At 64.8% G+C, this 25,371-nt stretch carries 21 protein-coding genes; 13 read left to right on the forward strand and 8 right to left on the reverse strand.

Annotated elements, in window-relative coordinates; genetic code table 11:
* Nucleotides 1–238 precede the first annotated feature (238 nt).
* The 10 genes from VSR68_RS04670 to VSR68_RS04715 are packed head-to-tail and all read left to right on the forward strand — an operon-like array spanning nucleotide 239 to nucleotide 9,830.
* On the forward strand, nucleotides 239–1,618 hold the full coding sequence (locus tag VSR68_RS04670; protein ID WP_342938669.1) for a formylmethanofuran dehydrogenase: 1,380 nt from the start codon (nucleotides 239–241) through the stop codon (nucleotides 1,616–1,618).
* Nucleotides 1,615–3,315: a formylmethanofuran dehydrogenase subunit A gene (locus VSR68_RS04675; protein ID WP_342938670.1), complete on the forward strand. Its 1,701-nt coding sequence runs from the start codon at nucleotides 1,615–1,617 to the stop codon at nucleotides 3,313–3,315. The genes VSR68_RS04670 and VSR68_RS04675 overlap by 4 nt, the downstream gene beginning before the upstream one ends.
* A 24-nt stretch (nucleotides 3,316–3,339) precedes the next feature.
* A complete protein-coding gene (gene fhcD, locus VSR68_RS04680) occupies nucleotides 3,340–4,347 on the forward strand; it encodes a formylmethanofuran--tetrahydromethanopterin N-formyltransferase (protein ID WP_342938671.1) in 1,008 nt (335 codons plus the stop codon).
* Entirely contained in the window at nucleotides 4,344–5,207 is an 864-nt protein-coding gene (locus VSR68_RS04685) for a formylmethanofuran dehydrogenase subunit C (RefSeq protein WP_342938672.1), read from the forward strand. The genes fhcD and VSR68_RS04685 overlap by 4 nt, the downstream gene beginning before the upstream one ends.
* Nucleotides 5,208–5,243: 36 nt before the next feature.
* Nucleotides 5,244–5,810, forward strand: coding sequence for a cytochrome b (locus VSR68_RS04690; protein WP_342938673.1), 567 nt, complete (start codon nucleotides 5,244–5,246; stop codon nucleotides 5,808–5,810).
* A 58-nt stretch (nucleotides 5,811–5,868) separates the two neighbouring features.
* A complete protein-coding gene (pqqB, locus tag VSR68_RS04695) occupies nucleotides 5,869–6,789 on the forward strand; it encodes a pyrroloquinoline quinone biosynthesis protein PqqB (RefSeq protein WP_342938674.1) in 921 nt (306 codons plus the stop codon).
* A 45-nt stretch (nucleotides 6,790–6,834) separates the two neighbouring features.
* Nucleotides 6,835–7,542, forward strand: coding sequence for a pyrroloquinoline-quinone synthase PqqC (gene pqqC, locus VSR68_RS04700; RefSeq protein ID WP_342938675.1), 708 nt, complete (start codon nucleotides 6,835–6,837; stop codon nucleotides 7,540–7,542).
* Nucleotides 7,539–7,841 carry a pyrroloquinoline quinone biosynthesis peptide chaperone PqqD gene (gene pqqD, locus VSR68_RS04705; RefSeq protein ID WP_342938676.1) on the forward strand — a complete coding sequence of 101 codons (303 nt, stop codon included), beginning with the start codon at nucleotides 7,539–7,541 and terminating at the stop codon, nucleotides 7,839–7,841. Before pqqC ends, pqqD begins: the two co-directional genes overlap by 4 nt.
* Nucleotides 7,842–7,845: 4 nt before the next feature.
* On the forward strand, nucleotides 7,846–9,108 hold the full coding sequence (gene pqqE / locus VSR68_RS04710) for a pyrroloquinoline quinone biosynthesis protein PqqE (protein WP_342938677.1): 1,263 nt from the start codon (nucleotides 7,846–7,848) through the stop codon (nucleotides 9,106–9,108).
* Nucleotides 9,105–9,830, forward strand: coding sequence for a response regulator transcription factor (locus VSR68_RS04715; RefSeq protein ID WP_342938678.1), 726 nt, complete (start codon nucleotides 9,105–9,107; stop codon nucleotides 9,828–9,830). Before pqqE ends, VSR68_RS04715 begins: the two co-directional genes overlap by 4 nt.
* Here VSR68_RS04715 and VSR68_RS04720 read toward each other — a convergent pair.
* On the reverse strand, nucleotides 9,737–10,708 hold the full coding sequence (locus tag VSR68_RS04720) for a sensor histidine kinase (RefSeq protein WP_342938979.1): 972 nt from the start codon (nucleotides 10,706–10,708) through the stop codon (nucleotides 9,737–9,739). The genes VSR68_RS04715 and VSR68_RS04720 overlap by 94 nt on opposite strands.
* A gap of 508 nt (nucleotides 10,709–11,216) precedes the next feature.
* Here VSR68_RS04720 and VSR68_RS04725 point away from each other — a divergent pair.
* Both VSR68_RS04725 and VSR68_RS04730 read left to right on the forward strand, forming a co-directional pair.
* Nucleotides 11,217–13,613 (forward strand): TonB-dependent receptor, encoded by a 2,397-nt coding sequence (locus VSR68_RS04725; protein ID WP_342938679.1) that lies wholly within the window; start codon nucleotides 11,217–11,219, stop codon nucleotides 13,611–13,613.
* Nucleotides 13,614–13,906: 293 nt separating this feature from the next.
* The gene (locus VSR68_RS04730) at nucleotides 13,907–14,179 is read left to right on the forward strand and encodes a hypothetical protein (protein ID WP_342938680.1); all 273 of its coding nucleotides are present in this window, start codon (nucleotides 13,907–13,909) and stop codon (nucleotides 14,177–14,179) included.
* 80 nt (nucleotides 14,180–14,259) lie between these two features.
* Here VSR68_RS04730 and VSR68_RS04735 read toward each other — a convergent pair whose 3' ends face one another.
* The 6 genes from VSR68_RS04735 to VSR68_RS04760 form a co-directional block, all read right to left on the reverse strand.
* Nucleotides 14,260–16,581 (reverse strand): S8 family serine peptidase, encoded by a 2,322-nt coding sequence (locus VSR68_RS04735; protein WP_342938681.1) that lies wholly within the window; start codon nucleotides 16,579–16,581, stop codon nucleotides 14,260–14,262.
* Between the two features lie 30 nt (nucleotides 16,582–16,611).
* Nucleotides 16,612–17,910: a phosphatase PAP2 family protein gene (locus VSR68_RS04740; RefSeq protein WP_342938682.1), complete on the reverse strand. Its 1,299-nt coding sequence runs from the start codon at nucleotides 17,908–17,910 to the stop codon at nucleotides 16,612–16,614.
* Nucleotides 17,911–17,957: 47 nt separating this feature from the next.
* A complete protein-coding gene (locus VSR68_RS04745; RefSeq protein ID WP_342938683.1) occupies nucleotides 17,958–19,679 on the reverse strand; it encodes an adenylate/guanylate cyclase domain-containing protein in 1,722 nt (573 codons plus the stop codon).
* 399 nt (nucleotides 19,680–20,078) lie between these two features.
* Complete coding sequence (locus tag VSR68_RS04750) at nucleotides 20,079–21,113, reverse strand: LuxR C-terminal-related transcriptional regulator (protein WP_342938684.1); 1,035 nt, start codon at nucleotides 21,111–21,113, stop codon at nucleotides 20,079–20,081.
* Between the two features lie 162 nt (nucleotides 21,114–21,275).
* Nucleotides 21,276–22,523: a chromate efflux transporter gene (chrA, locus tag VSR68_RS04755; RefSeq protein ID WP_342938685.1), complete on the reverse strand. Its 1,248-nt coding sequence runs from the start codon at nucleotides 22,521–22,523 to the stop codon at nucleotides 21,276–21,278.
* A gap of 225 nt (nucleotides 22,524–22,748) precedes the next feature.
* Nucleotides 22,749–24,287: a trypsin-like peptidase domain-containing protein gene (locus tag VSR68_RS04760; protein ID WP_342938686.1), complete on the reverse strand. Its 1,539-nt coding sequence runs from the start codon at nucleotides 24,285–24,287 to the stop codon at nucleotides 22,749–22,751.
* 161 nt (nucleotides 24,288–24,448) lie between these two features.
* On the opposite strand from VSR68_RS04760, the gene VSR68_RS04765 reads away from it, so the two are divergent.
* Nucleotides 24,449–24,610: a hypothetical protein gene (locus VSR68_RS04765; RefSeq protein ID WP_342938687.1), complete on the forward strand. Its 162-nt coding sequence runs from the start codon at nucleotides 24,449–24,451 to the stop codon at nucleotides 24,608–24,610.
* A gap of 124 nt (nucleotides 24,611–24,734) precedes the next feature.
* On the opposite strand, the gene VSR68_RS04770 is transcribed toward VSR68_RS04765, so the two are convergent.
* The gene (locus tag VSR68_RS04770) at nucleotides 24,735–25,310 is read right to left on the reverse strand and encodes a class I SAM-dependent methyltransferase (protein WP_342938688.1); all 576 of its coding nucleotides are present in this window, start codon (nucleotides 25,308–25,310) and stop codon (nucleotides 24,735–24,737) included.
* Between the last annotated feature and the right edge of the window lie 61 nt (nucleotides 25,311–25,371).

A 25,371-nucleotide genomic window follows, 5' to 3' on the forward strand; every position in this document is an offset into this window, starting at 1 on the left:
CCGAGCCGCGCAAGACGCGGAACTGATTCATTCGCAGAACACGCGCGCTCGCGTTCGACGCTTCGATGCCCTGCGCGCAAAAGCGTGACACGTGTGGCCCATCGGGTGGCCCATCGGCAAGCGCCGCGATAGCGTGCGATAGCGCGCATGCACGCGTTGCGCCACGCGAGCCGCCCCTCATGTGCGCACGACGCGCGGCATGCGCGAAATCGGCACGGACCTTGCTGAACGGCTTCTCATGCATGAGTCCAACTCCCACGTCACGAATGCCGATGCGGTGTCGCCCGCCGATGGGCCATTGACGTTCGCCGCCGCGACGACCGACTGGACCTGCCCGTTCTGCCCGCTGCTGTGCGACGACATCGAGGTCCATCCGGGCAACGACGGGACGCTCGCCGCGCCCTTCACCGATTGCCCGCGCCTCGCGCATGCCCTGACGCGCTACGACGCAAGCGACAACGTGTGCTCGCCTTCGATCGACGGCACGCCCGCATCGCTCGATGCCGCGCTCGACGAAGCCGTCACGGTGCTCGCCCGATCGCGCCGCCCGCTGTTCGGCTGCGCGACGGACATCGCGGGAACGCGCGCGCTCTATGCACTCGCGGCCGGCTGCGGCGCCATCGTCGATTCGCTGCAGGGCGACGCGATGACGGCCGCCACGCTCGCATTGCAGGATCGCGGCGCGTTCTTCACGACGCTTTCGGAAGTGCGCTCGCGCGCCGACCTGCTCGTTGTGTTCGGCTGCGAGCCGTCCGCGCAGCATCCGCGTTTCTACGAACGCATCGCGAGCGGCACGGCGATGGAGCGCGAAATACGCTTCGTCGGCTGCGAGGTCGATCCCGTGGCGAGCCGCCTCGACGATGCGCGCGCCGGTTCGATTCTTTCCACCGCGTCGCTGCACGACGTGCTCGCGCTGTGGTCGGCGATAGCCGAAGGCCGCAAGCCCGAAGCGCTCGAAGACGGCACAGGCATCGCAACGGAGCTGGCGTCGCTGATGGCGCGCATACACGAGGCGCGCTACACGGCATTCGTGATCGAGCCCGCCGCTTTGCCGCAGCCGCATGCGGCGCTGCTGATCGAAGCGCTGCACCGTATCGTCAAGGCGATCAACAGGACGAGCCGCGCGGGCGTGCTGACGCTCGGCGGCGCGGACGGCGCATTGAGCGTCAATCAGACGGTCACGTGGCTGGCGGGCTTTCCGTTACGCACGCGCGTGTCGAAGCCCGACCGGCTGCCGGGCACGCCGCCGCTCGATCACGATCCCTGGCGCTATCGGATGGCGCGCCTGCTCGCGGCAGGCGAAGTGGATGCGCTGTTGTGGATCGCGAGCTTCGAGCCGCATGCGCTGCCCGCCGAATTGCGCGACGACGTGCCCGTCGTCGTGCTCGGCGCACCCACGCTTGCATCCTCGATCGTTTCGCGCGGCGCGAAGACCGTGTTCATTCCCGTCGCTACGCCGGGCATCGACAGCGACGGACATTTGTTTCGCGTCGATGCGTCCGTCGTCATGCCGCTGCATCCCGCGCGGAACATCGCGCTGCCCAGCGTCGCGACGATCGCAGCACGTCTCGCCGACGATCTCGCCGCGCGCGCCACACTGACGCGGAGGCCGTCATGAGCATCGCGCGACTGCGAGGCGGCCGCCTCTACGATCCCGCGAACGGCGTCGACGGCGAAGTGCGCGACCTTTACATCAGCGAAGGCCGCATTGTCGCGCCGCCCGCCGATGGCGCCGTCGACGTGGACTACGACGCGCAAGGCATGGTCGTGATGGCGGGCGGCATCGATCTGCATTCGCACATCGGCGGCGGCAAGACGAACCTGTCGCGGCTGCTGTTGCCCGAGGACCACCGCGACGACGCGCCGCGCGACGCTTCATACGAAGCCGTGCAAGACGAACGGGGCCGCTATCTGCGCATGCCGTCGTGCGGCGTCTGCACGCCGGGCACGCTCGCCACCGGCTATCGCTATGCGGAGATGGGCTACACGGCCGCGTTCGAGCCCGCGATGATCGCGTCGAATGCGCGCCACGCGCATCTGGAAATGGGCGACACGCCGATCATCGATCATGGCGCTTACGTGATGCTCGGCAACGACGAGTTGTTCATGCAGATGCTCGCCGCGAAGGACGACTTCGAGCGCCTGCGCGATTACGTCGGCTGGACGATGCACGCGAGCCGCGCGCTCGGCGTGAAGGTGGTCAATCCTGGCGGCATTTCGGCGTTCAAATTCAACCAGCGCTCGCTCGATGTCGACGAGGCACACGCGCACTACGGCATCACGCCGCGCGACGTGTTGCGCACGCTGACGCGCGCGCTGACGGAACTGCGCGTGCCGCATCCGTTGCATGTTCATGCGAGCAACCTCGGCGTGCCGGGCAACATCGATTCGACAATCGCGACGATGGATGCGGCCGACGGCCTGCCCATTCATTTGACGCACATCCAGTTTCACAGCTACGGCACGGAAGGTCCGCGCAAGTTTTCGTCGGGCGCGCGCGCGATCGCGGAGGCCGCGAACGCGCGGCCCAACGTGTCGATCGACGTCGGCCAGATCATTTTCGGGCAGACGGTCACGGCATCCGGCGACACGATGATGCAGTTCAAGAACGCGCCGCTCGCGCGGCCGCATAAATGGATTGTCGGCGATATCGAATGCGATGCCGGCTGCGGCGTGGTGCCGTTTCGCTATCGCGAGCAAAGCTATGTGAACGCGCTGCAATGGATCATCGGGCTGGAAATTTTCCTGCTGATGAACGACCCGTGGCGCGTGTCGATGACGACCGATCATCCGAACGGCGGCCCGTTCACGAGCTATCCGCATCTGATTCGCCTGCTGATGGACAAGCCGTTCCGCGACGCGCAACTCGATCGGCTGCATCCCGAAGCGAAAGTCGCGAGCGCGCTCCAGGAATTGAAGCGCGAGTACTCGCTGTACGAGATCGCGATCGTCACGCGCGCGGGCCCCGCGCGACTGCTCGGCCTGAAAGACCGCGGCCATCTCGCGCCGGGAGCCGCCGCCGACATCTCCGTCTATCGCGACGACGCCGACCGCGAGCGGATGTTCACGTCGCCCGCGTATGTGTTCAAGGACGGCCAGCTGGTCGCGCGCGATGGCAACCTCGTGTCGACGCCGACGGGCGGCATCCACTTCGTCTCCCCCGACTTCGACAGGAGCATCGAAACGACGCTGCGCCAGTACAGCGAAGCGAATCTGGCCACCAATTTCGCCCATGCCGCGATCAGCGACGACGAAATCTGCGCGTGCTGTCGCGGCGGACGGCTGTTGCCCGTCGCGTGTTTCGCGCGGGCGTGAGCTTCCGACCGGGCACAACGCGCGATGCAGATCAACGACACCCTGATCGACGACACGTTCGCGGAAGCCTTCCCGATGAAGGCGACGCGGCTCGTCATCACCGCGCACACGCCGCGCTGGGCGCGCGCGGCAGCCGATTCGCTGACGGGCTTCGCGACGTCGGTGATCGACTGCGGCTGCGAGGCGGGCATCGAGCACGAAATAGCCGCCGACGCGTCGCCCGACGGCCGGCCCGGCATCTCCGTGCTGATCTTCGCGGTGTCGTCGAAGGAACTCGCGAAGCAGATCGTGCGGCGCGTCGGCCAATGCGTGCTGACGTGCCCGACGACGGCCGTCTACAACGGCATCGATCCCGCCACCACACGCGCGCCGCTGTCGGACGCGGCGCCGCTCGGCGGCTCGCTGCGCTTTTTCGGCGACGGCTGGCAGATTTCGAAGGTGCTGAACGGTGTGCGCTACTGGCGCGTGCCCGTGATGGACGGCGAGTTCGTCTGCGAGGAAACGGTGCAGACGGTGAAGGCCGTCGGCGGCGGCAATCTGCTGCTGCTCGCGCGCGATCTCGACAGCGCGCTGGCGGCAGCGGAAGCCGCCGTCGCTGCGATGCATCGACTCGCGAATGTGATTACGCCGTTTCCTGGCGGCGTCGTGCGTTCGGGGTCGAAGATCGGGTCGAAGTACAAAGGCGCCGTCGCGTCGACGAACGATGCGTTTTGTCCGACGTTGATCGGCTTGTCGCATCGCAGCGAACTCGATGCGCAGACGGGCTGCGTGCTCGAAATCGTCATCGACGGATTGACGGATGCCGACGTCGGCGAGGCCATGACGGCGGGCATCGACGCGGCATCGGCGGCAGGCAGTGGTGTCGTGCGTATTTCCGCGGGGAACTATGGCGGCAAGCTCGGGCCCTATCATTTCAGGCTGCGCGAACTGGCGGCGGGCATTGTGCAGCGCGATAGCGGCGACGCGCAGGACGACACGACGAACGACACGTCGGGCGGCGCGGCGAAGGCCACGAAGGACGGCGCGCCATGACCGCGATCACGTTGCGCGTGAAGCACGCGCCGGGCTTTCGCGTCGACGGCTCGCCGTTGCTGCCGTGCACGTTGTCGGCGCTGTCGGGCGATGCGATCGAACGGTTGCTGCTGTCCGCGGGCAACGAAGCGTTCGCGATCGGCGATCTGTTCGACGTATCGCTCGCGACGAACAATGATGAAGCGCGCGTCGTGATCGAAGGCGACGCGCGCTGGCTGGACGGCGTCGGCGCGCAACTCGATGCGGGCAGCGTGCGCGTGACGGGTTCGGTCGGCGATTACGCCGGCTTGCGAATGACGGGCGGCACGCTGGATATCGAAGGCAACGCGGGGCATTTCACCGGCTGCGAAATGCGCGGCGGACGTCTGACGGTCGAGGGCCACAGCGGCGATTTCGTTGCGGGCGCGCGGCCGGGCGGAATGGAAGGCATGACGGGCGGCACGCTGGTCGTCGCGGGCAACGCGGGCGCGCGCCTCGCCGACCGCATGCGGCGCGGCACCGTGCTGATCGGCGGCGATACGGGCGATTACGCGGCGTCGCGGCTCGTCGCGGGCACGGTCGGCATCGCTGGCCGTCTGGGTGCACACTATGGCTATGGCATGCGGCGCGGCACACTGTTGCTGCTGCAACGGCCGGAACGCGTGCCGCCCACTTTTACGGCAGGCGGACGCGGCTTCGACGTGTTCTGGTCACTGTTCGTGCGCGCGCTTGCCGCGCAATGCAGCGAGAGCGCTTGCGCATCCGCATTAATGAAGCGACGGCTTACGCCGTTCGCTGCGCTCGATGCGCACAGGCTGCCGCAGCGCTACGCAGGCGATCTTGCCGTCGACGGACGCGGCGAACTGCTGATCGTCGAATAATGCGGACGCCGCCGAATGATCGAGGGAACCGACATCATGAACGCCACACGCTCGACCGACGTCGCGCGCACGGAAAGGGAAGCGCCAATGCGCTACCCAATGCCGCTGATCGTGCTGCACTGGCTGATCGCGTTCGGCATCATCGCGATGCTCGCGATCGGCCTGTACATGGTTGGCTTGCCGCGCGGCTTGCCCTTCAAGGCCGCGCTGATCAACTTTCACAAGTCGCTTGGCTTGACGATTTTCCTGCTGGTGCTGATCCGCATCGGAGTTCTCATGGTATCCGGCAGGCCGCCGTTGCCGCCGATGCGAGCGTGGCAACGCGCCGCCGCGAGCGCCACGCAGGTTCTTTTATACGTTTCGATGATCGCGATGCCGGTGACGGGCTATCTGGGCTCGTCGTTCAACACCTACGGCACGCGCTTCTGGGGCATCCTGCTGCCGAAGTGGGGCTGGGACGACAAGTCGATGCGCGAACTGTGGTTCGGCATTCATGAGATCGTCGCATGGATCTTCATCGTCATGATCGCGCTGCACATCGCGGGCGCGATCAAGCACCAACTGATCGATCGCGACGGGCTGTTGCGCAGGATGCTGCCATGACACGCAATGCTCATCAATTGAAGCGCTATTTCACGGGATATTCAGGAGCGCGCGGACAATGAAGATCAAGGTGCTCGGTTCGTCGGCGGGCGGCGGCTTTCCGCAATGGAACTGCAACTGCCACAACTGCGACGGCGTGCGCAAGGGTACGCTCAATGCGCGGCGGCGCACGCAGTCGTCGATTGCGGTGAGCGTCGACGGCATTGCGTGGCTGCTCGTGAACGCGTCGCCCGACATCCTCGCGCAGATCGCCGCGAATCCGGAGATGCAGCCCGCCCGCCATGCCCGCGACACGGGCATCGCCGCCGTGCTGCTGATGGATGCGCAGATCGACCACGTGACGGGCCTGCTGATGCTGCGCGAGAACAGCGCGCCGCTTGCGCTGCATGCGACCGAAGCCGTGTGGCAAGACCTGTCGACGGGCTTTCCGATCGTCTCGATCCTGTCGCACTACTGCCGCACCGAGCGCCACACGATCGCGCTCGACGCGGGTCCGTTCGAGATCGGCGCGCTGCCCGGCGTGCGCATCGACGCGCTGCCGCTGTCGAGCAAGGCGCCGCCCTACTCGCCGCATCGCGCGGCGCCCGAGCGCGGCGACAACATCGGCTTGCTGCTCACCGCGCCCGATTCGGGCAAGCGCGTGTTCTATGCGCCCGGTCTCGGCGTGCTCGAACCGCACATCCGCGAGGCGATGCGCAGCGCCGATCTGCTGCTCGTCGACGGCACGACGTGGACGAACGACGAAATGATCGAGCTGGGTCTGTCGAAGAAAACGGCCGCAGACATGGGCCATCTCGCGCAAACGGGCGCGGGCGGCATGATCGACGTGCTGGATTCGCTCGATAGGCCGAACGCGCGAAAGGTGCTAATACATATCAACAACACCAACCCGATCCTGATCGACGACGGGCCCGAGCGGCGCATCCTCGCGCAGCACGGCATCGAAGTCGCGCACGACGGGATGCTGTTCGAACTGTAGGCAGCGAGCGCTGCCAGTACAGACCTGGAAACGGAGAAGCGATCGATGCCCCTCAAGAGCGACACCGGCCCCGCATGGACCCGCGAAGAATTCGAGGCGCAGTTGCGCGCAAAGGGTCAGGCGTATCACATCCATCACCCGTTCAACGTGAAGATGAACAGCGGCGGATGCTCGCGCGAGCAGATTCGCGGCTGGGTCGCGAACCGCTTCTACTATCAGATCAACATTCCGCTGAAGGATGCTGCGATCCTCACCAATTGCCCTGATCGCGCGACGCGCCGCCGCTGGGTGCTGCGCATTCTCGATCACGATGGCTACGGCGACGACGAAGGCGGCATCGAAACATGGGCGCGCCTGGGCGATGCCGTCGGGTTATCGCGCGACGAATTGTGGTCGCTCGAACATGTGGTGCCCGGCGTGCGCTTCGCCGTCGACGCGTATGTGAACTTCGCGCGCCGCGCGCCGTGGCAGGAAGCCGTCTGCTCGTCGCTGACGGAAATCTTCGCGCCGCAAATTCACAAGGACAGGCTCGCCACATGGCCCGAGCACTATATGTGGATCAAGCCCGAAGGACTCGCGTATTTCCGCTCGCGCATCTCGCTTGCGCAGCGCGATGTCGAGCATGGCCTCGCCGTCACGCTCGATCATTTCCGCACGCGCGAGCAACAGGAACGCGCGCTCGACATCCTGCAGTTCAAGCTCGACATTCTGTGGACCATGCTCGACGCGATCGAAAAGGCTTTCCCCGCATGAACACGCCCACGAACACTCCGCACGACAGCGCCGCGCAAAGCAGTGAAAAGCGCGGCCCGAAACTCAGCAGCCTGTTCCGTCTGCAATGGGAACCGGCGCAGGACGCGCATGTGCTGCTGTATCCCGAAGGCATGGTGAAGCTGAACCAGAGCGCCGCGCAAATCCTGTTGCGCTGTGACGGCACGCGCGACATCCCGACGCTCGTCGCCGAACTCGAACAGGCGTTCAACGCGACGGGCCTCGCGCCCGAAGTCCAGGCATTCGTCGACCACGCGCGCTCGCGTGGCTGGCTGGAGTAACAGCATGAGCGATCTCGCGATTGCAGAACGGGAGCACGCGCAGCAGGCGGCGCGAAGCGACGTCGGCCCGCCGTTGTGGCTGCTGGCGGAACTGACGTACCGCTGTCCGCTGCATTGCGCATTCTGCTACAACCCGGTCGATTACACGGACCATCGCGACGAGTTGAGCACCGAGCAATGGATCGGCGTATTGCGCGAGGCGCGCAAGCTCGGCGCCGCGCAACTCGGCTTTTCAGGCGGCGAGCCGCTGATGCGCGACGATCTCGAAGAACTCGTCGCCGAAGCGCACAAGCTCGGCTTCTACACGAACCTGATCACATCGGGCGTCGGGCTGACGGATGCGCGGCTCGGCGTGCTCAAGGCGAACGGGCTCGATCACATCCAGTTGTCGTTTCAGGATTCGACCCAGGAGCTGAACGACTTTCTGAGCAGCACGCGCACGTTCGACCTGAAGAACCGCGTCGCGCGCTCGATCAAGGCGCACGGCTTTCCGATGGTGCTCAACTGTGTGCTGCATCGCTATAACCTGCCGCACGTCGACAAGATCATCGACATGGCGCTCGCGATGGGCGCCGAATATCTGGAGCTTGCGAACACGCAGTACTACGGCTGGGCGCACACGAACCGCGCGCAACTGATGCCGACCGCCGGGCAGCTGCGCGAAGCGGAAGCCGTCGTCGAACGGTATCGCAAGGAGATCGGCAATCGCTGCAAGATCTTCTTCGTCGTGCCCGACTACTTCGAAACGCGGCCCAAGCGCTGCATGAACGGCTGGGGCTCGGTGTTCCTCGGCGTCGCGCCCGATGGCGCCGCGCTGCCCTGCCATTCGGCGCGCTCGCTCCCCGGCCTGACGTTTCCGAACGTGAAGGAGATGCCGCTCGCCGACATCTGGTACGCGAGCGACGCGTTCAACCGCTTTCGCGGCTTCGAATGGATGAAGGAGCCGTGCCGCAGTTGCGACGAAAAGACCAAAGACCTCGGCGGCTGCCGCTGTCAGGCGTATCTGCTGACACACGATGCCGCCAATGCCGATCCCGTCTGCGACAAGTCGGAGCATCACGAGCAGGTGGTGAAGGTGGTGCGCGACGCGGCGAAACGCGGCGCGTCGCTCGCACCCGACGAACAGCCCGTCATGTTCCGCAACGATGCGAATTCGCGGCGGTTCGCTGTCGATGCACAAGGCGGCGCGGAAAGCGGCACGTATGGCGGCACGCGCGCGGCTACAACAACGACAACGACGCCCCCCAAAGAGAAAACGCGATCATGACGACGCCCGCCATCTCCGTGCTTCTCGTCGACGATCATGCCGTCGTGCGCGAAGGCTATCGACGTCTGCTCGAACTGAGCCCCGATGTGCGCGTCGCGGGCGAAGCGGCCGACGCGATGAAGGCTTACCAGTGCTTCTGCGCGTTGCAGCCGGATGTCGTCGTGATGGATCTCGCGATGCCGGGCGCAAGCGGCATCGAAGCGATGCGCCGGATGCTCGCGCGCGAGCCAGATGCGCGCGTGCTGATCTTCAGCGTCCACGAAGAGGCGCTTTTCGTGCGCCGCGCGTTCGATGCGGGCGCGAGCGGCTATGTGACGAAGGCGAGCGCGCCCGATGTGCTCGTAGAAGCGGTGCGCGCCGTCGCGCGGCGCGTGCGCTATCTGAGCGCGGACGTATCGCACGCGCTCGCGTTGCGGACCATGTTCAACGAAGGGCCGCCCGGACGGCAGTTGTCCGCGCGCGAGTTCGAAGTGCTGCGTCTGCTCGTGCAGGGCTATACGTTGCCCGTGATCGCGGAGCGGCTCGGCCTGAGCCAGAAGACGATTGCCAATCATCAGTCCGCGATACGTCAGAAGTTCGGCGCGAACAACGGCGTGCAGCTCGTGCAGATCGCGCAGCGTCTCGGACTTCAGTTCTCCGAACTCGCCTCGCCACACGAGCTTTTCGGATCGTCGGGTTCGATGGGTACGCTCGGACCGCTGGGCTCGGGCAGCCCGACATGAGGCTGCACGCGCGCGCATAGGAGGAAACCTCGTCCCGGCTCGCTCGCGACATGGAACTCGCCGCCGAGCGCCTCGACGCGCTCGCGCATGCCGACAAGCCCTAGCCCCGCGCGAGGCTTCGACAGATCGGCGCCGGGGCCGTCGTCGGCGACCGTCACGACGATCTCGCCGCCGCGCTCGCCGTCAAGCGGCGCTCTCACCAGATAGATCTCGACGCTCGACTCGCGCGCGAACTTCGACACGTTCGTCAGCGCTTCCTGCACGAAGCGGTAGAGCGTGATGTTGAGCGCGTCGGTGAAGCCGTCGAAGTCGCCGTCGATGGTGAGCTTGAACGACGCATCGGGCAGCCGCTCGCGCCAGCCTTCGACACAATGTTCGAGCGCGCTCGGCAAGCCGAGTTCATCGAGGCCGATGGGCCGCAGCTTGCGGATCATTCCGCCGATCTGCCGGTAGACGAAACTCGCGCTCTGCATCACGGCAAGCGACGCGCGATGAATTTCGGGCTCGCGATTCGCCGACAGATCGCGAATCCGCCCGGCATCGAGCGCGATTGCGTTCAGGTACTGGCCCAGTTCGTCGTGCAACTCGCGCGCGAGATGACGGCGCTCCGCTTCCTGCGCTTCGATGCCTTCGCTCGCGAGGCGCCGGTTGTCGGCGAGCAGCCGCTCGGCCTCCTCCTCCGCTGCGCGCCTGCGCAGCAATTCCCTTTGCGATTCCCGATAGCGCCGCCATGCGAACCACGCGCAGCCCGCCGCGAGCACGAACATCGTGACGGGCAGTTCGTCGAGCTGATAGCGCTCGGCATTGCGAGTCCAGCGATACGCAAGCTCGCTGACGTCGAACGTCGCGCAGAGCGCCCAGACGATCGCCGTCAGCATCACGACGCACGCGAACTCGATCCATGCGGTTGAGTGCGACTCTTTTGCCCGGCCCTGGTCGTGGGCTTTCGCGTGACTTTTGGCGCGGCCTTTCGCGTGACCCTCAGCCTCGCGCGATGGCGTCGCGCACTGCTGCGCGGCGGGCGCTTGCGTCGCGCTCGCCGTATCGGCTCGGCTGCCTGCTGCTTGCCGCGGGTCCGGTGCGGGGTTAGCCGGATTCACTGAAGAGAGGGCTTCGGGCATGAGCGTATCGATGGAAGCAGTGACTCATTCTACTCATCCGACGGGCGCTTTTCGCGTCGTCGATACCTCAGGGAAGGCTTCCCGAAAGAATCGGGAAAGCTTCCCGGGCCTTGGACGCTCTTCATATGCGACTCTGCACCGAACGGCAAACAAGGCGGAAAGCAGGCAACAAGCAGGCAACAAGCAGCAGACCGGGCATTCATGCGCAGCCCGAACGACCTGCCGCCGCCGACAAGGCTAGAACAACCCGCTGGAGACGACAACCATGAAACAGACGCGGCGCACATCGCGGCGTGCGCGCTCGCATGCGCGCAAGGGCGCTTTTCAGATCGTAGTCGGCAGCGCGCTCGCGAGTCTCTGTGCGGCCGCGTGGTCGCAGGAAGCCGCGACGACGCCCGACAGCGTGCGGCAAGCGACGACGCAGGAAGCGCCACAAAACACGGCGCAAAACGAGTCGCAAGGCGGTTCGCAACAGGTGGCGCAAAACCAGAGCCCTCCGCAGGAAACCGAACAGCCGTCGATTCTCGTGATCGGCACGACGCCGCTCGTCGGCATCGGCACGGCCATCGAGCTCGTGCCCGCGAACGTGCAGACCATACGCGGCCGCGAGATCGCCGGGCAGCATCCGAACACGCTCACCGACTACTTCGCGAGCAATCTGCAAAGCGTCGATATCAACGATGCACAAGGCAACCCTTCGCAAGTCGACATCAACTATCGCGGCTTCACCGCTTCTCCGCTGGTCGGCACGCCACAGGGGCTGTCCGTGTTTCTCGATGGCGTGCGCGTCAACGAGCCGTTCGGCGACGTCGTCAACTGGGACCTGATACCGCAAGCCGCCATCGAAACGATCCAGCTGATTCCCGGCTCGAATCCGACCTTCGGCCTCAACACGCTCGGCGGCGCAATCGCGATCACGACGAAGAACGGCAGCACGTCGCCGGGCGGCGAGGCCGAGATCAGCGGCGGCTCGTGGGGGCGCAAGAGCGCGCAGATCCAGCAAGGCGGAATGATCGGCAGCAACCTCGACTATTACTTCACGGCGAACGCGACCAACGACGACGGCTGGGCCGATCACAACGGCAGCCGTCTGCCCCAGGCATTCGGCAAGCTGCGCTATCACGATGCCGACAACACGCTGTCGATCTCGGCGGGCGCCGCGGACAACACGCTCGACGGCTCGCAGACGATTCCGCGCTCGTTCCTCGACAATCGTTCGCAGGCTTACACGTTTCCGGATCAGAACAAGAACGAGGTCGGCTATCTGACGATCGCGGGCGAGCACTACTTCACGCCCAATATCCAGCTGAGCGGCAATCTCTACTATCGCCACTACCGCAACGAGAACGTGAGCAGCAACGTCAACGACGACTTCGATCCCGACGATCCCGACGATGCGCCGCCCGCGAACAACCTGCAGTCGACGATCTTCACCGAAGGCTATGGCGGCAGCCTGCAACTGTCGCTGCTGCAACAGCTCTTCGGCAAACGCAACGAGCTGGTGCTCGGCGTGGCAGCCGATCTGGCGAACTCGCATTTCACGCAGTCGTCGCAAGACGCGGTCTTCACCGACACGCGCGCGACCATCGGCACGGGTCCGTTCGTGCCGACGACCGATGCGAAGACGCGCAACGAAACATACGGCATCTATTTCAACGACACGTTCTCGTTCAACGAGCAATGGTCGATGACGCTTGCGGGCCGCTACAACTGGTCGCGCACGACGATCGGCGACGAGAGCGGCCAGCAGCCGCTGCTCGATGGCCGCCATGTGTTCTCGCGCTTCAATCCCGCTGTCGGCGTCAACTGGAATCCGACCGACGACTTCACCGCCTACGCGACCTACAACGAAGGCATGCGCTCTCCGACGTCGATCGAACTCGCATGCGCGGACCCGAACGCGCCATGCTCGCTGCCGAACGACTTCATCGCCGACCCGGCTCTGAAACCCGTGATCTCGAAGACCTTCGAAATCGGCGCGCGCGGAAGGCTCGGCGGGAATACGACATGGAGCGCGGCGCTCTATCGCACGACGCTCGACGACGACATTCAGTTCGTCAGCAGCAATGGCGCGTCGAGCACGCTCGGCTTCTTTCAGAATGTCGGCAAGACGCGCCGTCAAGGCATCGAACTCGCGGCGCGCACGAAGTACGGCCCCGTCGGCGTGAGCGCGAGCTATAGCTATGTGGACGCGACGTATCAATCGACGTGGACGGAGAGCAGCGCGAGCAATTCGAGCGCCGACGCGAACGGCAACATCACGGTGAAGCCGGGCGACCGCATTCCGGGCATCCCCGCCAATACCGTGAAGCTGCGCGTCGACTACACGCCGATCGCGCAGTGGAACATCGGCACGAACCTCACGTATCGCGGCAGTATCTTCGCGCGCGGCGACGAGAGCAATCAGGATGTGAACGGCACAGTGGCCGGCTATTTCCTGATCGATCTCGATACGACGTACAACGTGACGAAGCAGCTACAGGTATTCGCGACCGTCAAGAATCTGCTGAACAAGCACTATGCGAACTTTGCGATTCTCGGCGAGAACTTCTTCAACGGGCCGAACCATACATTTGATCCGAACAATGTCACCAACGAGCAGTTCCTCGGAATCGGCGCGCCGCGCGGCGTGTGGGTCGGCTTGCGCTACGCGTGGAAGTAATCGAAAGCGCCCGCTTTATATTCCCGCATACCACCAAAGTCATATAGGCCCAGGCGCGCGCGAAAACCATACTGGGTTCAAGCCGCGTGGCTGCACAGTCATCTTTCGCATGGCCGAGCTTTCGCGAGGCTGACTACGTGTCAACGAATTCAATCCTGTCTTGCTACAGATTCTGATGGTTGTGCACGTCTAAAAGTCGGCGTGGCCGTCCGCTTTCTTCGAATGCGACCCACGCTTTCGTCTCGGTCCGGCGCAACCGCGTAATGCGCTGCAATAGTTCGAAGGAGACTCAAATGAAGACGATGCTCATCCTCTGCGGCGGCGTGCTCTGCCTGTCGGCGTTGCAAGCGTATGCGCAGGAAAGCGCTACCAACACGGCAACCTCGACGTCCACGACGCCGGAAACCGTCGTCAACTCGGAAGGCCCCGGCATGTCGTCGACGTCGATGTCCGGCAGCGCCATCTCGCATGGAAAGACGCGCGCTGAGGTCTATCAGGATCTCGTCCGCTCGCAAAAGAACGGCGAAGCCGCGCGCCTGAACGACCTCTTCAAGGGCGGCAACTGAGCGCAACGATTGCATGCCGTTCGAAAGCCCGGCACGAAGCGGGGCCTGTCAGCGATGACAGGCCCCGCTGCATGTTCCCGTTATGAATCGATGCCGCGCTTCTTCGATCGGCGTGACTTGAAGCGCCCCGCGCCGCCCCGCTCCGCTGGCAGTCTCGGCAGCCACGCATGCTCGCCGACGGGCACGGTAGGCGGGCGCTCCGTGCCAGGACAGGTGCTGACAAGCACATGCGGCGATGCGCCCAACTTGGCCGGGTCTTCATTGGCCGCTTTCTGCGCGATCCACTTGCGGCTTGCGAGTGGGTTCATCGTCGTCGGCGCGATCTTCGCTGTTTTCTTCGACGCATTCTTCGCTGCTTTCTTCGCCGCATTCTTCGCTGCATTCATCGGCGTGATGACTACGGCGTCGCCCGTCACCTTCGCCTGCGCGAATAGACGCGACACTTGCGGCGCGGCCGCGCTCGTCCCCGTGATGGCGGCAAGACTCCCGCTGCGCGTGCTCGCGCCGAGCACGCCGGCGCAGGCGGGCGAGTCCTCGCTGACGGCCGTCGCATCGGGTCCGTTTCTCTGCTTCGTGCGAAGCGAAGGTCCCGTCGATGAATAGAGCGCCGCTTTGCCATCCGTGCGCCGATAAGCGCCGACGACAACGGTATAGTCACCCGTCGCGATCGAACTCAATGTGCTGCTGCGTCTTATCCACGAGTCCGTGTTGCCTTTGTCGAAGTCCCTCACATGCGAGCCCGAAAAGAAGCGCTTGTAACGCGGATCGTCGAAGCGCGACTGGCGTCCGCGCATCGGGTAGCCGAACGCCGTTTCATTGCGCTGTACCCACGCGTGCAAGGTCAGCGCGTCGCCGTGGCGCGCCGTGTTCGACACCGTCACGCTCCAGTTGCCAGCGGGCGTCGCATCGCGTGAAGGATCGCGCGTGAGCGTGGGCGCGAGCGCGATCAGGATCATCCCGTTGTCGCCCGTCGCGACGCGGTCCAGATACACGGACGCGCACAGCACATTGCCGCCCGGTTGCCACGCGTAGAAATTTTTCACCGACATGACGGGGCTTTTATCGCCCGTCGGCGGACAGACCTGGATTTTGACCTTCGACGGATCGGCATGCTCGGGCAACCATATCTCCAGAAAACTGGGCGTCGCGCAATCGGGCAACACACGCCATGTGAGGCTCTTCGATTCGCCATGCGCAAGCTCGATATTCGCGTGACAGCGCAGCACGTTGCTGTTTCCAGCAGGCACCACGACGCACAGATCGCGATGCTGATCGATCAGCTCGTCGATGGCTCGTTCGATGATCGAGCTGCCGTCATGCGGTCCCGCCATATAGCCGTAGCTCAGATTGAGCACCACGCAGTAGTCGTGTGCATGGCTTTGGGCGAGATCGTCGGCGCGGCGCAGGATGTAGCGCATCGCATCGAGCGCATGCGTGGCGAACCAGAGTCCCGATGTATCGCGCACCGTTCGCCCAGGCGTCCTGAACTGCACGCCGATCAGATGCACTTTCTCGAGCGCCTTCCTGTCGTCGCCCAGCCGCTGAAGGAAAGCCGCGTGCAGATCGCCGGGCCGCACGCCGCCCGCGAGATCCATCGCTTCCGTGCCGTGCGCCCAGCGCTTGCGCACGCCGATGTAGCCCGCCTCCCGATATACCGCGTCTTCGTCGATCAATCCGCCTTGCGTGTAACGCGCAAGCATATCGTCGATCCCGGCCTTCGAGAGTTCGCGTCCGTAGTGCAAGCCGGGCGGCGTGCCGGGCGCGTCGTCCTGATTCCAGAAGCATTCGATCCGCGTCGCCGACGGATTGCCGGAAGAACGAAAGCGTTCGTGCGCGAATGCGAGGCCGTCGTCCATCACGCCGAGGAACACGATGCGCTCGCGCTTCGCGCCCGCTGCCCTGGTTTTTGGCTGGGAAGCGGCCGTGAACTGCGGGCCCGTGCCCGTTGCGAGCGCCGTCGTGGCCTGCGATGCGTTAGCAGGTTGATCGTCGGGCACGACAGGCATGCCGAGTTCGAAGCGCTTCACGAAGCCCTTTAGCGTCGTGTCGAGCTTCGCAAAGAACACCTTCGTCACGGCGGCCGTCAGGAAATGCGTGTTCTCGAGATCGCGCGGCGGATAGCGATAGAGCGACGACACCCGTATCCACGCTTTCCACGCCGCGTGCGTGCTTTCGAGACTCTCCGCGAACGACTGTGCCGTGAGCGGCGTGCCACCGGGCCCAAGCTCTTCGAGTTCGATGATGACGCGCACCCAGCCCGCGGGCAGTCCGCCCAGATCGGCGAATAGCGTCGCATCGGCCCATGCGAGATACGGGTCGGCGCGCGCCGTCCCGTTCCCGCGCCCCGTCCAGTCCAGGCCGCTCCACGCGCCGGCCTTCCCCGTCAACGATTGCCAGGTCATCGCCCACCTCGCTCGAACAGGATGAAGACGCTAGAACGCCGTGTTCGCGAGGCCGTTGCCGTTCCACTCGCTCTCGGCCTGATTCCACAGCCACGACAGAATGTTCGAACCGTCGACGGATTGCGCGCCCGGCTTCTTCCAGCCGAGAAACGGAAACTTCGCCAACACGGCCGCCTTCGACATCTTGTGCGCCTTTGCGTATGCATCGACATCGTCGTCGCTCAGCGGCTCGTGATAATCGAAATCCGGATTGCCGTCCGGGTTCTTCGCCGACAGCACATGCCCCTTGAACTCGCGCGACGTGATCTTGCCGTCTGCGAGCGGATCGCGCTTCGCGTTCGGACCGCCTTTCGGCTTCTTCAGGTTGCGCGTGCAGCGCGCGACGAAGTACTCGCCGAGCGCGGTGCCGAGCACATGGCCCGCAATGCTGTCGATGGGGAAATGAACGCCCGCTACGGTCCGATTGACGGCGACGCGATACGCCTGGCGCATCGCCTGCTGGTAGTAGACGGTATGGCGGTCCTGCTTGAACAGCGCGCACAGCACGACGGCGATGATGAACGCCTGGGTCGAGTGGCCGCTCGGCAGCGAGCCATGCCCCGGCGTCTGGATCATCGGCTGCACCTGTTGCGAGTACTCCAGCGCCCTTGGCGCCGCAATCGCGTGCTTGAAGCGGATCTCGACGAAAATCGCGAGGCGCACTGCCGTGTCGAGCAGTTCGATCGTCTTCGGCGTGCGGCTCGGATGCAGATAGATCAGCATGCCCCAGAAGGCCAGTTGCGGCCCCATCTGGCAGAGTATTTCCGCCGAGCGATCTTCGCGAAGGTCCGCATAGAAGTCGAGCCATTCGGCCTGCTTCGCGAACACGTCCTTGTCCGGGCGATGCAGGCTCACGATATCGACTTCGGCGCCGCCCTTCGCCGGCCGGTGCGATAGCTGCGGATACGCGAGCGTTTTGCTCGCTTCGTTCTGTATCCGGAAGTGCAGGTTCGACAGGAGCTCGAAATCGAACGCCGTCGCGCGCACCCACGGCTCCCATCGCCATAGCTGACGGTAGTCGTCGATTGGACAGAAGTTCTGCTTGTCGTAATCGACCGTGACGCGTTCCGGCGGATGCCAGCTGCCGACAATGCCATCGCGATGCCCGATCAGCGCCCCGGCAAGAAGCGGCCCATCCGACGACCCGCCGCCCACATCGTATACGCCGCCCGCGCCGCCGCCGCCCGAAGGCACGCCTGCGCCGCCCGCTCCACCTGCGCCTCCTGCACCGCCCGCACCACCCGCTCCGCCTGCTCCGCCCGCTCCTCCTGCACCGCCAAGTCCGCTCACGATAGGCCTCCTCTGTCAGGAATCCAGCACCGCATTCAAACCTTCTTCTACGCAGGCAAGCCTGCTTGCCGCAATGCTTCCGACCATATCTTCCCGGTCTTGTACGCGCCGCTCGGCGAGCGTTCAAGATAGCGCGTGACCGTCAGCGTCGGCTCGATCGCGAGCACTTCGTTGAGCGTCAGCCTCGCGGCATCGAGATCGCCGAGCAGCGATTGCGCGATCGCCAGTGCGCGCAACGTCGATGTATGGGTGCGGTTCACGCGCAACGAGCGCTGCGCGAGTTCGACGGCACGCTCGTAACGTCCCGCCGACAGCGCCGCCGTCGCACCCAGTGATTCGTAGAAGTAGCGCAACGGATCGAGCGGCGACAGGCGCAGCGCGCGCTCGGTCGCGTCGACGGCGTCATCGCCAACGCCTTCGAATGCGAGCAGCGTGCCTTTGAGCAGCCACGCAAGCGAATCGTTTGGGTTGACCGCGAGCGCGCTTTCGTAGCGCCGCTGTCCGACGTCGAGTTGCTTGAGCAGGTTCGTATGCACGAAGCCGTCGATCGTCATCGCGAGCGAGCATTCGGGATCGGCGTCGAGCGCGCGGCGCGTGCAGCCAAGCGCGGCCTGCGCTTCGGCAGCGCGATCGTTGGTCCAGCCGCGATTGAAACGCAGTACGTGCCATTTCCCGAGCCACGCATGCGGCAAGGCCTGTCTGCGCGCGCGCTCGATCAGCGCTTCGAGCATGTCGCGCGCGCGGTTGAAGTCATGAGAGACGCCACGATGCATCAGCACGATCGCGCTCATCAGCAGCGTCGAGCTTTCGAGCGTCGGCAGCGCCTGCGAGCGCGCGCGCTGCAACTCGCGGTCGATGATCGCGCCGCTCGTTTCGGCGACGATGCGATCGATCATTTCATCCTCGCCGAGCATGATGTGCGTCGCGCGGCCTTTGATGCTCGCCGTCCACAGAATGTGGCGCGACTTCGCTTCCGCGAGTTCGGCGACCAGCACGACCTGATCGCCCGACGTGCGATACGCGCCCGACAGAACGTAGCGCGCGCCGAGAAACGCACTGATTTCGTCGAGCGTCGCGTCGCGCTCGCGAAACGCCGTCGTCGACAGACGCGAGATCACTTGCAGCTCGGCCGTGCGCGACAGCGACGAGATGATCTCGTCCGCCATCACTTCGCCGAGCACCTGTTGCCCCGGCTCGCCGCCGCGCGACACGAAAGGAATCACGGCGATCGTCGGCCGCAGCTCGGGCAGAAACGCAGTCCCGCGCTCGATCACGGGACGCGGACCAGGCGGGCCGATCCGATACGCGCGCACAGGCTGTTCGAAATGCTTGACGTGGCATTCGCCCAGATCTTCGATGTCGGCATCGAGATCGGGTGTGAGCTGATCCCGCACCTGCGCGGAAACGACGATCTCGCCGGGCCCCGCGAGCGTATAGAGCCGCGCGGCCAGATTGACGCCGCGACCGTATACATCGCGCTCGTCTTCGTAAAGCTCGGTGACGTGCAGGCACATGCGCAACAACATGTGCTGCTGCGGCGGCAGCCCTGTGTTGGCTTCGCCCGACGCGTGCTGGATCTCGAAGGTCGCCGCGAGTCCATCGCGCAATTCGACGAACGTGACCATCAGTCCGTCGCCTTCCGTTCTTATCAGACGTCCGTGATGCGCGGGTACGATGTCGTTCTCGATGTGCGCCTTGAACTTGCGCCACCGTCCCGCTGCTTCCACTTCGTTGTCCTGGATCAGCCGGCACGATTCCACGAGGTCCATGAACAGAACCGTGCGGACGACACGCGCCAATCCGTCGGATGGGCAGGAAGAATCTGTGATCACTTTCTTCAAGCCTTTTTAAAGAGCACCTGCTGCCGGCTCACGATCCGCTTCATGGCGATAAGGCAACTCTGCGAATGTCTCGCAATGCAACTGCGGCACACGCGCCATGCGGCGCTGCGCAGAGTTGATCGAACAAACGGATGGTCCGCCCTGTCTTGCCGGGAGCAGTGGAATGCGCGCCCGACACCTCGGAACGACGTGCGATTGCTATGTGTTATAGATCAAAAAGCACCGTTTAAAACGGCCTTTTTTTTCAAAGCACTCGCGACATTCAATGGTGGGAAGCATCGCATCGCGATTGACGTCGCGTATGTAAATAAACCGCTGCAATCGAAACTAATTTTTCGAACGCAGCTTGTCCGCTTCGAGTCGTCGCGTGATCAGGTGAATCAGATAGGTGGCGAACTCGGGGTCCTGGTAGTAGAGGCGCATCGCGTCGGTGGCCGACACCATCAGCAGTTCGCAATCGCTGATGCAGCGCGCGGTGCAGGTGCGCCGATGGTCCGGCGAGAAGAGTCCGATCTCGCCGAGTATCGCGCCGCGTCCCACTTCGATGTTGATCTCCGCGAGACTCACGGTGCCGCGCACGACGTAGTACAGCGCATCGCTGGGATCGTTCTTGTGAAAGAGCACTTCGCCGGACTTGAAGCGCGTGGGCGTCGTGAACGCGAGCAGCCTGCCGACGGAAAGCTGGCCGTCGAGCGCGCGATGCAACTGCGCGTCGCCGATCTGCCGCAGCCGCGCGGCCGCCACGCTCGCCTGCCCGCGGCTGCCGACCTTCAGCGCCTTGTACACGGTGTACAGATGCACCTTGACGGTGCCCTCCGTGATGTTCAACTGCTTCGCAATCGACTTGTTCGTCTCGCCGCGCGCCGCCAGCGCGAGCACCTGGATCTGGCGCGGCGTCAGCACGTGCTCTTTCATTTCGTCAGCGAGCGCATCGGATGCGCGCACATCGTTTGCGGATTCGGGCAGCGCTGCTTCATCCGGCGCGAGCGGCGTCGAAGCGGGATAACGACTGCCCGCGAGCAGAAGTCGCAGCGCATCCAGCAGCGCCTCGCCCGATTCCGATTTGTCGAGATGGCCCGCGACGCCCGCCGCGACGTATTCGTCGACGGTCTGCGAATCGACGGCCGTCAGCAGCACGAGCACGGGCAGTCCCGTTTGCAGCCGCTGCGACGCGTTCGCTACGCTGAGCGCATCGGGCACGCTGTCGCCGTCGAGCACGACGAGATCGGCGAGGCGCTCATCGTCGAGTATGTTCGAGGCGAAGTCAGCGCATTTCACTTCGACGCACTCGGCCAGGTCGCCGAGCAGACGCGCGACGCCATCGCGAAACAGACCTGCAGGAGCGATGAAAAGAATCAGCATGCGCGTGACGTGCTTTTCGGATGGTCCAGATTCCGTACGCACTGCTTGCAGCCGTCTTTATCGTATGAATATAGTGTCGTGACGAGATGAAAGCGTGCGCGTCGCTAACCGTTATAGGCGACGCAAGCCGATGCGTCTCGCTGCCGATCAGGTTTCAGTGCTTCAACGCACGAACGTCTCGACGATTCCCGCCCCTGCGCACAACATCACGACAAGCAATGGCCGCACGTTCCAGCGCGTGAGCAAGAACAGCGACACGACTGCGACGGCGAAATCGGTTGCCGACAAGATGGCGCTCGTCCATACGGGCGCATAGAAAGCGCTCGCAAGCAGCCCGACGACAGCGGCATTCGCGCCCGCAAGCAGCGCCGCAACGGACGGACGCGTTCTCAACGCCTGCCAGTGCGGCAACACGGCGATGACGAGCAACAGTCCCGGCAGAAAGATGCCGACGGTTGCGCAGAGCGCGCCGAACCAGTGCGCGGATGAAGGGCTCATCATCCAGCCGAGGTACGACGCGAATGTGAAGAGCGGACCCGGAACGGCCTGCGCCGCGCCGTAGCCCGCGAGAAAATCATTCGCGGAGATCCATCCGCTTGCGACCGTCGCCTGTTGCAACAGCGGCAGCACGACATGGCCGCCGCCGAACACGAGCGCGCCCGAGCGATAGAACACGTCGAAGATCCTGATCGTCCACGTGGCGGGCAGAAGCGCTTCCAGTGCGGGCAAGCCAGCGAGCAACGCGAAGAACAGCACGAGCGCGATGCCGCTTGCGGCGCGCGGCAACGCGAATGCGTGCGCGTCGGCGGATGCGCTGCCTGCAACGGGTGCCGACGTTGCCGACGCCATTCGCCACACGACGACGCCGAGCAACGCGCCGCCGCCGATCACGATGAGCTGCGCGTACACCGTATCGAGCACGCTCAGGAGCGCGAGCGCGGCGAGCGCGATGGCGGCGCGCGCACGGTCGGGACACAGGCGGCGCGCCATGTCCCAGATCGCCTGCGCGACGACGGCCACCGCGACGAGCTTCAGCCCGTGAACGAGTCCTTTGCCGAGCGTGTTGTCGAGCAGTCGTGCAAGGCTCGCGTAACCGGTCAGCAAGACGGCCGACGGCAACGTGAAACCCAGCCACGCCGCGAGTCCGCCCCACCATCCCGCGCGCAGCAAGCCAATCGAAAAGCCGACCTGACTGCTGGCCGGTCCGGGCAGAAACTGGCACAGCGCAATGAGATCGGTGTATGTCATATCGTCGAGCCAGCGGCGGCGCTCGACGAACTCGCGGCGGAAATATCCGAGATGCGCAATCGGCCCGCCGAAGCAGGTGCAGCCCATTTGCAGGAATACCCATAGCACTTCGAATGCGTTGCCTGCGCGCGTCCGCTGACGCGACGTGCTTTCACTTTCCATAGAGGTCGCCGACGGGCGTGAGGTTCGGATTGGGGGATCGCGCCGATACGCATGCCGATGGCGATGCGCGCATCACTCTAACGCAAACCGCGAGCGCGAGGTGTTATCCAACGTGCGTGAATGCGTGGGCAGTGAGATGCGCGGGAAACAGCGCGGCGAGTCTTGCGCCCGAAGCCGGCGTGCAGTGCGGGCATCGTGTGCCGATTGCCCGCCCTGCTTCGCGCTTCACTTGAGATCGACGGTCACGAAGCTGCGCGCGTGATTGCGCTGGATCAGCAACGCGGCCTTCTTGCCCGCCTTCGCCGCGAGCGACGCGAGTTCATCCTGCGACGCGACCAGCGTGCCGTTCAGCGACAGCACGACATCGCCGGGCTTGATGCCGGCGCTGCCCGCCGTCCCCGACACGTCGTCGACCATCAGGCCTTCGGCGAGGCCCGTGGTGCGCCGCTCGTCATCCGTGAGGGGATGCATCGTGAGGCCGAGATGATCCAGCGGACCTGCGCCGCTCATGCTCGTGCTCACTTCCGTGCCCCCGGCGGCATCCGGCTGTTGCGCCGAGGCGCCCACGCCGACCATCACCGTCATCTGTTTGCGATTGCGAATGAGCGTCAACGGGACTTTCGTTCCCGATTGCAACGCATCGTCCTGCGCGGAGAAATCGGCTGCGTGCTCGACCGGCTTGTCAGCGAGCTTCACGATCACGTCGCCGGGCTTGAGGTTGCTCGCCGCCGCAGGGCTGCCCGGCTCGACGGCGATCACGAGCGCGCCCGCCGCGCGCGGCAGGCCGAATGCGCCCGCCAGCCCCGGATCGACGTCCTGCACCTGGATGCCCAGGCTGCCGCGCGCATTCTTGTCCTGGCTTTGCAACTGCGCGCGCACCTTGTTCGCCATATTGATCGGGATTGCGAACGTCAGGCTCTGGGAGCGCTCTCCGTCGCCGTACACCTGCACGTCGATCCCGACCACTTCTCCCGCGCGATTGAACACGGGGCCGCCCGAATTGTCGGGGTTCAACGAAACATCCGTCTGGAAGAACGGGAACGTGCTGCCATCGGCGAGCTTGCGCGACGTCGCGCTGACGATCCCCGCCGTCACCGTGTTCTGGTAGCTGTCGGGCGAGCCGATCGTCATCACCTGCTCGCCGACTCGCACGCGCGTCGAGTCGCCGAGCTTGACGGTCGGCAGCTTTGTCGCGTCGATCTGGATCAGGGCGATGTCGCTCTGCGTATCGACGGCCACCACTTTGGCCTTGAACTCGCGCCGGTCGGTCAGGCGAACGGTCACGTCATCGGATTGATCGACGACATGCGCCGTCGTCAGAATGAGGCCGTTCGGGCTCACGATAAAACCCGAGCCGACACCTGAGATCGCGCGCGGCGAACTACTCTGGCCGTCCTGCGAATGCGGCGTCGCCTGCCTGAAGAACGCGAAGAGAGGATCGTCGCCGTCGATCGCCTCGGAGCCCGGCCCCGAAGCGGGCGCCGAGGCCGAAGCGGGCGCCGCGCCCGCCGCCGTCTTGTCCTGCACCACCGCGCGGATATTCACGACAGCCGGCCCATAACGCTCGACGATCATCGGAAAGTCGATGGACGTACTCGCCTGTGAGGTCCGTTTCTCTTTCACCGGCGTGACGGCCGCCGCCGATGCGGACGCGGCGGCGGGAGACGCGGTCGCCGCGTATGCGCCGGCGCAGGGATAACCGGCGAGACATGCCGTCGTCACGGCGATGTAAAACACGGTGCGGGATAGGGTCGGGTGAAGCACAGCGCACCTCCATGGCGGTCGTTATGCCTGGCACTGTGAAGAAATTATTTCGCGCGCGGCGGCGAGCGAGTGTGACGCAGCACACCGATGAAGTCGAAAAGAAAAGGAGCCCCGTCAGCCGGCGCGACGGAAAGAGCCGGGCGCTCCATACGCGAGCGCGTATGGATGAGATCGACCCGTTATGCGTTCTTCGGCGGATCGAAGCCGACGTGAGGTTCAGCTGCATGTTTGCCGCGATGGACGATCAGGATGCGAGCGATACGCTCGCACGCGCGTTCCCACGGCTCGGCCGTTGTGAAGAACGCAGCGTTCGTCCTGATTGATTTATAGGGAAGCGCAAAGAAAATTGCAGCGAGTACAAATCCTGGCGTGCGGCGAATGCACGGCTGCCGGTACGTCGATCATTTCAGGTGCGTTGAATGCCAAGCCGTCACGGCTTGCTTGCGATCACGCTTGCGCGATCACGCAGAACGCATCGCCGTCCTTCAGTGTCAGTTTTGCGTCGGCGAAACGGGCGCCCGTCACGCGTTCGACAAGGCCGCTTTGCTGCTGACCCGAATGGATCGTGAAGGCGAGCGCGAGCGTTGCGCCCGGCTTCATCACGCGCCGCAGCTCGGCAAGCCCCGCAGCCGGGTCGGGCCAGACCTGCATCGAGTTGACCGCGAGCGCCTTGTCGAATGTGCCGTCGTCGAACGGGAGGCGCTCGGCGGAGCCCTGGCGCAGATCGACCTGTCCGCGCGCGATCGCTTGAGCGTTGCGCGCGGCGGCCTGCGCGAGCATCTCCGCCGACGGATCGACGCCCGCGATCGTGCCCGCCGTCGCCTGCTGCGCGAGAAGCTGAATGCCGACGCCCGGTCCGAAGCCGATCTCGATCACACGGTCGCTTGCGCGGACGTCGAGCAGGCCGATCGCCCACGCCGCGCACGGCGCGTTCATGTTCGCCATGATCTTGCCGCCGATACGTCCCAGCGCGCCTTGCGGACGGCCGAACGCTCGCAGCAAGACACCTTTGAAAAAGCTCACGTCCGCTCCTCTGGCCAGGTCAAAAAAAGGCGCCGGCAAGCACGCGCTTGCCAGCGCTCCG

The sequence above is a fragment of the Paraburkholderia phymatum genome, from assembly GCF_038900715.1.
Classification (GTDB): domain Bacteria; phylum Pseudomonadota; class Gammaproteobacteria; order Burkholderiales; family Burkholderiaceae; genus Paraburkholderia; species Paraburkholderia phymatum_A.

What these genes read in the sequence shown, in the direction of transcription:
- VSR68_RS04670 (WP_342938669.1), top strand. Translation starts at nt 239, where the DNA reads ATGCATGAGTCCAACTCCCACGTCACGAATGCCGATGCGGTGTCGCCC.
- VSR68_RS04675 (WP_342938670.1), top strand. Translation starts at nt 1,615, where the DNA reads ATGAGCATCGCGCGACTGCGAGGCGGCCGCCTCTACGATCCCGCGAAC.
- fhcD (WP_342938671.1), top strand. Translation starts at nt 3,340, where the DNA reads ATGCAGATCAACGACACCCTGATCGACGACACGTTCGCGGAAGCCTTC.
- VSR68_RS04685 (WP_342938672.1), top strand. Translation starts at nt 4,344, where the DNA reads ATGACCGCGATCACGTTGCGCGTGAAGCACGCGCCGGGCTTTCGCGTC.
- VSR68_RS04690 (WP_342938673.1), top strand. Translation starts at nt 5,244, where the DNA reads ATGAACGCCACACGCTCGACCGACGTCGCGCGCACGGAAAGGGAAGCG.
- pqqB (WP_342938674.1), top strand. Translation starts at nt 5,869, where the DNA reads ATGAAGATCAAGGTGCTCGGTTCGTCGGCGGGCGGCGGCTTTCCGCAA.
- pqqC (WP_342938675.1), top strand. Translation starts at nt 6,835, where the DNA reads ATGCCCCTCAAGAGCGACACCGGCCCCGCATGGACCCGCGAAGAATTC.
- pqqD (WP_342938676.1), top strand. Translation starts at nt 7,539, where the DNA reads ATGAACACGCCCACGAACACTCCGCACGACAGCGCCGCGCAAAGCAGT.
- pqqE (WP_342938677.1), top strand. Translation starts at nt 7,846, where the DNA reads ATGAGCGATCTCGCGATTGCAGAACGGGAGCACGCGCAGCAGGCGGCG.
- VSR68_RS04715 (WP_342938678.1), top strand. Translation starts at nt 9,105, where the DNA reads ATGACGACGCCCGCCATCTCCGTGCTTCTCGTCGACGATCATGCCGTC.
- VSR68_RS04720 (WP_342938979.1), bottom strand. Translation starts at nt 10,708, where the DNA reads ATGCTGACGGCGATCGTCTGGGCGCTCTGCGCGACGTTCGACGTCAGC.
- VSR68_RS04725 (WP_342938679.1), top strand. Translation starts at nt 11,217, where the DNA reads ATGAAACAGACGCGGCGCACATCGCGGCGTGCGCGCTCGCATGCGCGC.
- VSR68_RS04730 (WP_342938680.1), top strand. Translation starts at nt 13,907, where the DNA reads ATGAAGACGATGCTCATCCTCTGCGGCGGCGTGCTCTGCCTGTCGGCG.
- VSR68_RS04735 (WP_342938681.1), bottom strand. Translation starts at nt 16,581, where the DNA reads ATGACCTGGCAATCGTTGACGGGGAAGGCCGGCGCGTGGAGCGGCCTG.
- VSR68_RS04745 (WP_342938683.1), bottom strand. Translation starts at nt 19,679, where the DNA reads ATGGACCTCGTGGAATCGTGCCGGCTGATCCAGGACAACGAAGTGGAA.
- VSR68_RS04750 (WP_342938684.1), bottom strand. Translation starts at nt 21,113, where the DNA reads ATGCTGATTCTTTTCATCGCTCCTGCAGGTCTGTTTCGCGATGGCGTC.
- chrA (WP_342938685.1), bottom strand. Translation starts at nt 22,523, where the DNA reads ATGGAAAGTGAAAGCACGTCGCGTCAGCGGACGCGCGCAGGCAACGCA.
- VSR68_RS04765 (WP_342938687.1), top strand. Translation starts at nt 24,449, where the DNA reads ATGGATGAGATCGACCCGTTATGCGTTCTTCGGCGGATCGAAGCCGAC.